The sequence below is a fragment of the Mesorhizobium sp. M1A.F.Ca.IN.020.06.1.1 genome, from assembly GCF_004023265.1.
GTDB lineage: Bacteria > Pseudomonadota > Alphaproteobacteria > Rhizobiales > Rhizobiaceae > Mesorhizobium.
In genome coordinates this window covers 1-9673 of sequence record NZ_RZSR01000107.1, presented here as the reverse complement: position 1 = coordinate 9673, position 9673 = coordinate 1, and the positions used below count along the sequence as shown (strand labels likewise).

The 9673-nt window shown below is 62.4% G+C and carries 14 protein-coding genes and 1 other RNA gene; 6 read left to right on the top strand and 9 right to left on the bottom strand.

All coding sequences use genetic code 11. From position 1 onward, the window contains the following. The 5 genes from EOA60_RS07485 to ssrS form a co-directional block, all read right to left on the bottom strand. On the bottom strand, positions 1–659 hold a 659-nt coding region (locus tag EOA60_RS07485), incomplete at its 3' end, for a TerC family protein (RefSeq protein WP_164899219.1). A gap of 83 nt (positions 660–742) precedes the next feature. After that, a complete protein-coding gene (locus tag EOA60_RS07480; protein WP_095824096.1) occupies positions 743–1564 on the bottom strand; it encodes a YmdB family metallophosphoesterase in 822 nt (273 codons plus the stop codon). Between the two features lie 191 nt (positions 1565–1755). After that, complete coding sequence (locus EOA60_RS07475; RefSeq protein WP_095824097.1) at positions 1756–2181, bottom strand: DUF3592 domain-containing protein; 426 nt, start codon at positions 2179–2181, stop codon at positions 1756–1758. 93 nt (positions 2182–2274) lie between these two features. Next, positions 2275–2859, bottom strand: coding sequence for a 5-formyltetrahydrofolate cyclo-ligase (locus EOA60_RS07470; RefSeq protein ID WP_067319497.1), 585 nt, complete (start codon positions 2857–2859; stop codon positions 2275–2277). Positions 2860–2941: 82 nt separating this feature from the next. Continuing rightward, a non-coding RNA gene (gene ssrS, locus EOA60_RS07465) (6S RNA) lies at positions 2942–3097 on the bottom strand. A 150-nt stretch (positions 3098–3247) separates the two neighbouring features. Here ssrS and EOA60_RS07460 point away from each other — a divergent pair. The 6 genes from EOA60_RS07460 (at position 3248) to msrB (ending at position 7029) form a co-directional block, all read left to right on the top strand. Next, positions 3248–4087, top strand: a complete 840-nt coding sequence (locus tag EOA60_RS07460) for a MoxR family ATPase (RefSeq protein WP_127335440.1) — start codon at positions 3248–3250, stop codon at positions 4085–4087. Positions 4088–4177: 90 nt separating this feature from the next. Beyond that, positions 4178–4624: a GNAT family N-acetyltransferase gene (locus EOA60_RS07455; RefSeq protein WP_067319706.1), complete on the top strand. Its 447-nt coding sequence runs from the start codon at positions 4178–4180 to the stop codon at positions 4622–4624. Between the two features lie 52 nt (positions 4625–4676). Continuing rightward, complete coding sequence (locus EOA60_RS07450) at positions 4677–4871, top strand: type II toxin-antitoxin system HicA family toxin (protein WP_245502531.1); 195 nt, start codon at positions 4677–4679, stop codon at positions 4869–4871. 11 nt (positions 4872–4882) lie between these two features. Further along, positions 4883–5287: a type II toxin-antitoxin system HicB family antitoxin gene (locus tag EOA60_RS07445; RefSeq protein WP_067002185.1), complete on the top strand. Its 405-nt coding sequence runs from the start codon at positions 4883–4885 to the stop codon at positions 5285–5287. A gap of 10 nt (positions 5288–5297) precedes the next feature. Then, positions 5298–6488, top strand: coding sequence for a VWA domain-containing protein (locus tag EOA60_RS07440; protein ID WP_095824099.1), 1191 nt, complete (start codon positions 5298–5300; stop codon positions 6486–6488). 136 nt (positions 6489–6624) lie between these two features. Beyond that, on the top strand, positions 6625–7029 hold the full coding sequence (msrB, locus tag EOA60_RS07435) for a peptide-methionine (R)-S-oxide reductase MsrB (RefSeq protein WP_067001694.1): 405 nt from the start codon (positions 6625–6627) through the stop codon (positions 7027–7029). 51 nt (positions 7030–7080) lie between these two features. Here the strand turns inward: msrB and EOA60_RS07430 are convergent, their stop codons facing one another. From EOA60_RS07430 to EOA60_RS07415, 4 genes are all read right to left on the bottom strand, one after another. Continuing rightward, a complete protein-coding gene (locus tag EOA60_RS07430; protein ID WP_095824100.1) occupies positions 7081–7380 on the bottom strand; it encodes a hypothetical protein in 300 nt (99 codons plus the stop codon). 7 nt (positions 7381–7387) lie between these two features. Beyond that, on the bottom strand, positions 7388–7816 hold the full coding sequence (locus tag EOA60_RS07425) for a hypothetical protein (RefSeq protein WP_127335441.1): 429 nt from the start codon (positions 7814–7816) through the stop codon (positions 7388–7390). Positions 7817–7937: 121 nt separating this feature from the next. Next, positions 7938–8198, bottom strand: a complete 261-nt coding sequence (locus tag EOA60_RS07420) for a DUF2312 domain-containing protein (protein WP_067001689.1) — start codon at positions 8196–8198, stop codon at positions 7938–7940. A gap of 355 nt (positions 8199–8553) precedes the next feature. Beyond that, positions 8554–9673 (bottom strand): biotin/lipoyl-containing protein (locus tag EOA60_RS07415; RefSeq protein ID WP_128311196.1); only part of this gene is annotated, 1120 nt, incomplete at its 5' end.

The following is a 9673-nucleotide window of genomic DNA, read 5'->3' as shown; positions in this document are numbered from 1 at the left end:
TGATAGCCCATGCCGTCGGCAATCAGCGTCATGCCGATCATCAGCAGGAAGCCGAGCGCCAGCATCACGATTGTGGGGTTCTTGGCGATAAAGTTGGCGAGCGGCGTCGCCGCCAGCATCATCACGCTCACCGCCACGATGACAGCGATGTACATGATGGCGATTTCGTCGGTCATGCCGACGGCGGTGATGATGGAATCGATCGAGAAGACGAGGTCAAGCAGCAGGATCTGGAAGATCGCGCCAGCCAGGCTCATCTGCAGTGTGCCGCCCATCATCGAGTCCTGATGATCCTGCGGATCGACCGTGTGGTGGATTTCCTTGGTCGCCTTCCAGACAAGGAACAGGCCGCCGGCGATCAGGATCAGGTCGCGCCAGGAAAAGCCATGCCCGAACGCCGTGAACACCGGTGTCGTCAATTGCACGATGATCGAAATCGTGGCGAGCAGCACCAGCCGCATGCCCAGTGCCGCCGAGATGCCGAGTTTGCGGGCGCGGGCGCGCTGCGCTTCCGGCAGCTTGTTGGTCAGGATCGAAATGAAGATCAGGTTGTCGATGCCGAGCACCACCTCCAGCACCACCAGCGTCAGCAGCGCGATCCAGGCTGTGGGATCGGAGACAAAAGCAAAGTGCGGCGCCAGGAACTCGACAAGCTGCATGGAGGTCGTCCCCTCTACGATCTAGAGCAGTTTTCGCGGGTTTCGTCGCCAGTTAGGTACGACCGGTGCTCATATCAATATCATCACCAGAAGGACGGCGCGGTTTCCTCGAGTCTCGGCCCGCGGCGAAACGGCGCGATCTTCTCTGCAAGCCCGGTGCGGTCGGAGATTTCCACGCCGACGCCGCAGAGCGTCGCCGGTCCATTCGCGGCCTCGAAACGACCTTTCGGCACTTTCGACAGGAAGCGGTTGAGCGGCTCTTCCTTGTCCATGCCGAGCGAGGAATCATAGTCGCCGCACATGCCGGCGTCCGAAATATAGGCGGTGCCGCCGTTGAGTATCTGATGATCGGCGGTCGGCTGGTGCGTGTGGGTGCCGACCACAAGGCTGGCTCGGCCGTCGACGAAATGCGCGAAGCACATCTTTTCAGAAGTCGCCTCGGCATGGAAATCAATCACTGCCGCGTCGGCCTGCTCGCCAAGCGGACAGGCGGCAAGCTCGCGCTCGCCGGCCTGGAACGGATCGTCGAGCTCGGGATGCATGAAGACGCGCCCCATGATGTTGGCGACCAGCACCCGCGCGCCGTTCCTGGCGATATAGACGCCGGAACCACGCCCCGGCGTGCCCTTGGGAAAATTGGAGGGGCGCAGGAAGCGCTCCTCGCGCGGCGCGAAGACCAGCGCGTCGCGCTGGTCCCAGACATGGTTGCCGGTGGTGACGACATCCGCGCCCGCCGCGAGCGTCTCGCGAAATATCTCCTCGGTGATGCCGAAGCCGCCCGCGGCGTTCTCGCCATTGACGATGACGAAGTCGAGCTTGAAGTCGGATATCAAGCCCGGCAGCTGTTCCCACACCGCCGTGCGCCCAGTTTTTCCGACCATGTCGCCGAGGAAGAGAAGTCTCATACGATCCCGCGTCGAAAGTCCGCCAAGCAAAAGCTGCATGACTTTCCGCAAAAGATCATGCGTTTCTCAACCGCTTTTCTACAATTGCGGCGTGAACCGGCGCAACCCGCTCCCGGTGAGTATTTCCGAGATGATCACATGATGGTCTTATACGGCACCACCGCCCCGTCCTAGCAGCCGAAGGCGACGTCCTAACGCGCGCTCCGTCCGCGCAGCCAGAAAAACCAAACGTAGAAGACGGAGAAGCCGCCGGTACCTGCAAGGATCAACAGCATGCCGCGCCAGCCCTTCATTCCGGCGGTATCGAGGGTCGATGGATCGCCAGGGTCGTAGTAGAATTTCACCTTGTCGCCGATCGACGCCTCGTGGAGACCGACAAGGTTTCCCTTTCCGGACCAGGTCATCGGCACGTCGTCAACCACATAGGCGAGGGCGACATTGATGCGCTCTATGGCGAGGCCATTTTTGTGCATTTCAGTGAAAGGACTGACATCCGTCACGGTAGCGACCGTCTGCCCCCAGGCGGCTTGGTGGTACAGGGTGGTTCCGGTGATATGCAATCCCATCGCAAACAGTGCTGCCGCGATCAGAGCAAACGGCATCAGGATGAATCGCATGAAGACAAATCCCCTTGCTAACCTCAACTTGGATTGGATAGCAGGAATACTGTTGGATAGGTATTGGAATCGCGCGAAGCGGGTCGGAATATTCTAAGAGGCGGTAAACCGGCGTAACCCGCTCTCGGTGAGTATTTCCGGGATGATCACGTCATGGTTCTCATCCGGCACTTGCGACACCTCCTGGCAGTCGAACGCAATGCCGATCAGCCGCGGCGCCAGCCCTTTGTCGGCCAGCCTGGCGATCGCCCGGTCGTAATAGCCGGCGCCGTAGCCGATGCGGTGGCCGCGCGCGTCGAATGCTGCGAGCGGAACAAACATGAGCGAGGGGTCGAGCTCTTCGGCCTGCTCGTGCGGTCCGACCGTGCCGAAACCCATCTCGACCATTGGCGCGCCGCGCACCAGCTCGCGGAAGACGATGGTTGTCTTGTCGAGGATCGCCGGCAGGCAAAGCCTGGCGCCTTTCTCGCGCAGCGCGAACATCAGCGGCCGCACATCGACCTCGGAGCGCATCGGCCAGAAGCCGGAGACGATCTGGCCCGGTTCGACGGCGATCTGGTCACGCGCCGTCTCAGCCATTTCGAGCGCGATCTCGACCCGCCAGAATTCGTCCAGCGCATCCCGCCGCGCCAGAGCTTCCTTGCGAAGCTGTTTTTTCAGGTCTTTTGATGAGGTCATGCGCAGACGTTAGAAAAGGTCGTATCCGGACGAAGTTGCAGGAGCGACGCTTTCTACCGCATCAAATTCAAAAACGGGAGAGTGGCGATCCACACAACCGGTGGAGAGGTCGATCCCGGGTGCCTACAAAGTAGGTGGGCGCCGTGTGAGAAAACCCACGGGTCTTCCCAGGGACAGCTCCCTAAGGATCGATAAGGCCCCGGGGATAAGTTTCTCCTGCCGGGAAGCGCAGACCGCCAAAACCAATATAGGCCCATGGTTGACCGAGCGCCAGAAGGACACCGCTCCAAGCGGCCGCAAATCTGCGTCATGGGCCTTGCGGCGTTGTCATGCCTTGCACAGCCTGGCCAGCGTCCTTAGGGTCGCGGCCCAACGATCAGGAGAAGAAATGCGTTTCGAAGGCACCGCGGCTTACGTCGCCGACAAGGATTTGATGGCGGCGGTCAACGCCGCGATCGCTCTGGAGCGACCGTTGCTCGTCAAGGGCGAGCCGGGCACCGGCAAGACCGAACTCGCCCGTCAAGTGGCGGCGGCGCTCGGCCTCGATTTCATCGAATGGAATGTCAAATCGACCACCAAGGCGCAGCAGGGCCTCTACGAGTATGACGCCGTCTCGCGGCTGCGCGACAGCCAGCTCGGTGACGACCGGTTCAGCGACATCAAGAACTACATCAAACGCGGCAAGCTGTGGGACGCCTTCGCGGCACCGAAAAAGGTCGTTCTCCTGATCGACGAGATCGACAAGGCCGACATCGAATTCCCCAACGATCTTCTGCAGGAACTCGACCGGATGGAGTTTTTCGTCTACGAGACCGGCGAGACCATCCGCGCCGAATTTCGGCCGATCGTAATCATCACCTCCAACAACGAGAAGGAGTTGCCGGACGCCTTTCTGCGCCGCTGCTTTTTCCACTACATCCGCTTCCCCGATATCGAGACGCTGCACCGGATCGTCGACGTGCATTATCCCGGCATCAAGCAGAATCTCGTGCGGGCCGCGCTTACCCAGTTCTACGAGATCCGTGACGTGCCCGGGCTGAAGAAGAAACCATCTACCTCCGAAGCGCTCGACTGGATCCGACTGCTGGTCGCCGACGACATCGCGCCGGAGGATCTGCGCGCCGATCCGAAGAATATATTGCCGAAGCTGCATGGCGCGCTGCTCAAGAACGAGCAGGACGTGCACCTCTTCGAACGCTTGGCCTTCATGGCCAGGCGCCAGCAATAGGCTTGGCAGCAATAGCGCTTTGTCTGTCTGTGGACCGTTGCCGACAGGCGGCGGTTGCCGCAGCTTCCGACCAAAACATTGGAGGAAAACATGTCCGAGATCACCGTTCGCCCGCTTGCCCAGTCCGACCGCTCCGACTGGCGCCGGCTGTGGACCGCCTATCTCACCTTCTACGAGACCAAGCTGCCGGACGAGGTCTACGACGTCACCTGGAAACGCCTGTTCACGGCGGGCGAGTTCGAGCCGAAAGGCTTTATCGCCACGCTTGAGGGCAAGGCCGTCGGCCTGACCCACTATCTCTACCACCGCTCCTGTTGGTCTGAGGTCAACACCTGCTATCTGCAGGATCTGTTCGCCGACCCCGAAGTGCGCGGCAAGGGCATCGGCGCGGCGTTGATCAAAGCGGTGCAGGACGAGGCGGGCAAGATCGGCGTGAAGAACGTCTACTGGATGACGCACGAGACCAACGCCACCGCGCGCCGGCTGTACGACCATGTGGCGCGGCGCACGGGCTTCATCGAGTACGATCTGTTGTGAAACGGTTGAAACCGGTCCAGCTGCGCAATATATTGCGCATTGGAAAGCCGCCGTGCCGCTGATTGAGACTAACACGCGCAAGATCATAGCGCGGCTTTTGCGCGATGGGCTGGTCGAGCGTCGGAGGCGGCAAGCACGACAAATACGAGCACCCGGGAAACCGGATGTGACCATCATCGTGCCGCGGCACCGCGAGCAATCTCCGGGCGTTGCACGCTCGATCGCCAAGCTCGCCGGATGGATTTGAGGCCTGATCGCATGACGCATTATATTGGAGTTCTGGACGGCGCAGATAATGTCTGGGGAATCCGGGTCCCCGACCTCCCGGGCTGCCATGGCGGCGGCGCCAGCCCCGAGGAGGCGATTGCCGATGCAACATCGGCGATACGCGAATGGGCTGAAACTCGGTTGGCAAAGCACGTCTCGTTACCCGAAGCACGAACGGTGGCGGACTTGTTACGATCAGGTGAGATCGATAGCGCCGCAGGCGAGTCTGCCGTCATGATCCCGCTGCTGATCGACTCCGGTCGGTCAGTCCGGGCAAACCTGTCGTTGGACGCGGGTCTACTTGCGGCGATCGATACTGAAGCCAGCCGCCGGGGCCTGACGCGCTCTGCCTTCATTGCGAGTGCCGCGCGTGAAAAGATCGAGGGGCAGAGATAGCCGTCTGGCGATGTTCATCCCCTTCTTCCTTGAACTGAAAGCCGCGCGGGTTCCCGTTTCGCTCCGGGAGTATCTGACGCTGCTGGAAGGCCTGGAAGCTGGGCTGGTCGACTACGACGTCGAGGGTTTTTACTACCTCGCGCGCTCGGCCCTGGTGAAGGACGAGCGCCATATCGACCGTTTCGATCAGGTGTTCGCGCATGTCTTCAAGGGCGTCGAAGCGCTCGCCGGCCCGGACGCTGTCGACGTCGCCAACATTCCCGAGGAATGGCTGCGCCGGCTCGCCGAAAAGCACCTGAGCGACGAGGAGAAGAAGCTGGTCGAGGCGCTGGGTGGCTTCGACAAGCTGATGGAGACGCTGAAGCAGCGCCTGGAGGAGCAGAAGGGCCGGCACCAGGGCGGTTCGAAATGGATCGGCACCGGCGGCACCTCGCCCTTCGGCGCCTATGGCTACAATCCGGAAGGCGTGCGCATCGGCCAGCACGAAAGCCGCCACCGTCGCGCAGTGAAAGTCTGGGACAAGCGCGAGTTCAAGAACTTCGACGACGCGATCGAGCTCGGCACCCGCAACATCAAGGTGGCGCTGAAGCGGCTGCGGCGCTGGGTGCGCGAGGGCGCCGAGGAAGAGTTCGACCTGCCCGGCACCATCCGCGCCACCGCCGAGCACGGCTATCTGGACGTGAGAACCCGGCCGGAGCGGCGCAACGCGGTGAAGCTCCTGATGTTCTTCGACGTCGGCGGCTCGATGGATGGTCACGTCAAAACCGTCGAGGAGCTGTTCTCCGCCGCGCGCGCCGAATTCCGCCAGCTCGAGTATTACTACTTCCACAACTGTCTTTACGAGCGCGTCTGGAAGGACAATCGCCGCCGCCTGGCCGAGACGATCCCCACCTTCGACCTCATCCACAAATATGGGCCGGACTATAAGGTGATCGTGGTCGGCGACGCCTCGATGAGCCCTTACGAAATTGCGCATCCCGGCGGCTCGGTCGAGCACTGGAACCCGGAGGCCGGCGGCGTCTGGCTGGGTCGGCTGCTGCAGCAGTGGCCGAACGCGGTCTGGTTGAACCCTGAGGCTGAGAAGAACTGGCGCTACACCCATTCCATCGCGATGATCAGCGACATCTTCGGCGGCCGCATGTTCCCGCTGACGCTTGCCGGGCTCGAAGCGGCAACGAAGCAGCTATCGAGGAAGCATTGAGCGTGACAGTAATTCGCGGAAACCAGCGGCGATTGCGTTGTCAGTCCCAGCGCTGGTCAGTGGTGTAACAAACACCTATCTTCGTGCGAACATGACATGCCAACCAACAACGAGCCGCCAAGGCCGAGGAGATTTCATGGACACCCACGCCTATCCCGTCACCCGCACCGATGCTGAGTGGCGCGCCCGGCTGACGCCGGAGCAGTATGCCGTCATGCGCAACCACGGCACCGAGCGTCCCGGCAGCTGCGCCCTGCTCTACGAGAAGCGCGCCGGCACTTTCTTCTGCGTCGGCTGCGACCAGCCGCTGTTCGAATCCAAGCTGAAGTTCGAGAGCGGAACCGGCTGGCCGAGCTTCAACGATCCGGTCCCGGGCTCGATCGAGACCACCGTCGACCGCAGCTACGGCATGGTCCGCACCGAGTGCCACTGCTCGCGTTGCGGCAGCCATCTCGGCCATGTCTTCGAGGACGGTCCGCCGCCGACCGGCCTGCGCTATTGCATCAACGGCGTGTCGCTGCGCTTCGAGCCGGCGGCCTGACAGCCAGTTCGTGGTAGCTTTGTAAGGGCGGCTTCGGCCGCCCTTTTCGATTCAGACGACGACCGTCGCGATCAGCCAGAGCGCCGAGCCCAGCATCATCAACTGCGCCTTGAAGCCGCCGGCCGTTTCCGCCGTCCGCCAGACGGCAAGGGCGAGAAAGATGTTGTAGGGGGCGGGAAGGAAATGCACCGTGAGCACCAGCCAGAGCGGCAGCTTCAGCCCAAGCAGGACAAGCGCCAGCGCGGACGAAGCGATGTTGATCGCCGTGCCGGCGAGCAGCATGTCGCGCCAGAACAGCCGGTCGAGCGGCACAATGCCTTGCCAGCGCGAGCGGAAGAAGCCGGCAACCATCTGTGCTCTACTCCTGCCTCAGCACTTGGGTGACGGCTTGCTCGAAGCGCGAGCATTCCGTCGCCAGCCAGTCGGCCATGGCCGGCCAATTGTCCTCGGCAAAGCAGTTGACCCGCCACTGCGAATTGATGCCGAGATTCTGCGCGCTCTGCTTCAGCCGCGCCTCGATCGCCGGTTGGAACGGCATCAGCCGCGTCCAGACCTCCGTCGCGCCGAGCTTCTCGTTGCGGCCGAAGAAGACGCCGACCACGTTCTCGCTGGGCGCGACATACATGGACAGCACCAGGGCGAACTCCGGCATTCCGCGCTGCCAGAACCATGGCCCGCGTCGCGCCAGCCGCGCCCTTTCTTCCGGGTGCCGTTCGGCGAACAGCGCCCAGAACCCGCGATGCCGGAACTCCGAAGCGCGATGGCCGCCGAAGTCGAACTCACTCATGGCCGTCCCTAGAGGGCAATTCCAGGAAAGTGTAACGGTTTCCGTCGGAATTGCGCAAAAGCAAATGGTTGGAGCAGTTCAGCGATTCCATCAAAACGCTGAGCTGATCTAGCCGCGCGCCTTAGACCATGCCGAGCGCGGCCTTATACAGATCGAGGATCGACTCCTCCTCCTGGCGCTCGGCCTGATCCTTCTTGCGCAGCCGGACGATGGTGCGGATCGCCTTGGTATCGAAGCCGGTGCCCTTGGCCTCGCCATAGACGTCCTTGATGTCGTCGGAAATCGTCTTCTTTTCTTCCTCGAGCCGCTCGATGCGCTCGATGATGGCGCGCAGCTGGCCGGCGGCTACAGTCTGGCTGGTCTCGGTGATCTCGTCGGCCATTTTTTCTCTCCGCGTTTTTTTGCGCCACGGCGATTCCCGCCCGGCAAAATTGGAGCGGGTTCGATGCCCGAGCAGGCGCGGCGGGTCAAGACATTATCGATGCGGCATGAAGGGTTGGAGCACCCCAGGCTGTGCTGAGATTCTGGTCAGGCCGAGCCGGAGTCGAAGACGGGCGCGAAGCGGGCGAGAACGGTTGTTCCGAGAACCGGAGCCGAGCGTGCTTGGAGTACGTGGGCATGGGCCTAAGCTGGCCGTAGCCTTAACTGCGACGTGGCTGGTGAGTGCTTCGGCGGCGAAGGCCGGAACCCCAGGAAGCCGGCGTTTGCAGGCCGGCCTCACCTGAAGATCAGCACATTCAGCCAAAGGCGATGAGCAAATCCTTCGCATCGATCTGGTCGCCGGCCTTGACCAGCACCTCTGCCACCACGCCGTCGCGCTCGGCGTGCAACGCGGTCTCCATCTTCATCGCCTCGATCGAGAGCAGCACGTCGCCCGCCTTGACCGCCTGGCCTGGCGCCACGGCAAGAGCCGACACCACGCCCGGCATCGGCGCCCCGACATGCGCCTCGTTGCCCGGCTCGGCCTTGCGCCGCGCCTTGGCGGCCGAAGCGCCATGCGCGCGGTCCGGCACCTTCACGCGACGCGGCTGGCCGTTGAGCTCGAAGAAGACGGTGACCATGCCTTTTTCGTCGACGTCACCGAACGCCTGGCAGCGTATCACCAGGGTCTTGCCCTTCTCGATGTCGACGAAGATCTCGTCTTCCGACTTCATGCCGTAGAAATAGGTCGGCGTCGGCAGCACGCTGACCGGGCCATAGGTCTCCTGAGCGGCGGCGAAGTCGGTGAAGACTTTCGGATACATCAGCCAGGAGGCGAATTCGAACTCGGTGAGCTTGCGCTCGAGCTTCTCCTCGATCTCCTTGCGGCTGGCCTTGAGGTTCGCCGGCTTGAGCAGCGAGCCGGGCCGGACGGTGATCGGCTTTTCGCCCTTCAGCGCCTTCTTCTGCAGCGCTTGCGGCCAACCGCCGGGCGACTGGCCGAGATCGCCGCGCAGCATCGAGACGACCGAATCCGGGAAGGCGATGTCCTTCGCCGGGTTCTCGACATCGGCGACTGTGAGGTCCTGGCTCACCATCATCAGCGCCATGTCGCCGACCACTTTCGACGACGGCGTCACCTTGACGATGTCGCCGAACATCAGGTTGACGTCGTGATAGGCCTGCGCCACCTCGTGCCAGCGCGTTTCGAGCCCAAGCGAGCGCGCCTGTTCCTTGAGATTGGTGAACTGGCCGCCCGGCATCTCGTGCAGATAGACTTCCGAGGCCGGTCCCTTGAGGTCGCTTTCAAAGGCGGCGTATTGGTTGCGAACCGCTTCCCAGTAGAACGAGATGTGGCGGATCCACTGCGGGTCGAGGCCGGGGTCGCGCTCGGTGCCCTTGAGCGCCTCGACGATCGAGCCGAGGCAAGGCTGCGAG

Excerpts from the sequence above, each read along its gene's own strand:
- EOA60_RS07480 (WP_095824096.1), bottom strand. The coding sequence starts at position 1,564 with ATGAGACTTCTCTTCCTCGGCGACATGGTCGGAAAAACTGGGCGCACG.
- EOA60_RS07475 (WP_095824097.1), bottom strand. The coding sequence starts at position 2,181 with ATGCGATTCATCCTGATGCCGTTTGCTCTGATCGCGGCAGCACTGTTT.
- EOA60_RS07470 (WP_067319497.1), bottom strand. The coding sequence starts at position 2,859 with ATGACCTCATCAAAAGACCTGAAAAAACAGCTTCGCAAGGAAGCTCTG.
- EOA60_RS07460 (WP_127335440.1), top strand. The coding sequence starts at position 3,248 with ATGCGTTTCGAAGGCACCGCGGCTTACGTCGCCGACAAGGATTTGATG.
- EOA60_RS07455 (WP_067319706.1), top strand. The coding sequence starts at position 4,178 with ATGTCCGAGATCACCGTTCGCCCGCTTGCCCAGTCCGACCGCTCCGAC.
- EOA60_RS07445 (WP_067002185.1), top strand. The coding sequence starts at position 4,883 with ATGACGCATTATATTGGAGTTCTGGACGGCGCAGATAATGTCTGGGGA.
- EOA60_RS07440 (WP_095824099.1), top strand. The coding sequence starts at position 5,298 with ATGTTCATCCCCTTCTTCCTTGAACTGAAAGCCGCGCGGGTTCCCGTT.
- msrB (WP_067001694.1), top strand. The coding sequence starts at position 6,625 with ATGGACACCCACGCCTATCCCGTCACCCGCACCGATGCTGAGTGGCGC.
- EOA60_RS07430 (WP_095824100.1), bottom strand. The coding sequence starts at position 7,380 with ATGGTTGCCGGCTTCTTCCGCTCGCGCTGGCAAGGCATTGTGCCGCTC.
- EOA60_RS07425 (WP_127335441.1), bottom strand. The coding sequence starts at position 7,816 with ATGAGTGAGTTCGACTTCGGCGGCCATCGCGCTTCGGAGTTCCGGCAT.
- EOA60_RS07420 (WP_067001689.1), bottom strand. The coding sequence starts at position 8,198 with ATGGCCGACGAGATCACCGAGACCAGCCAGACTGTAGCCGCCGGCCAG.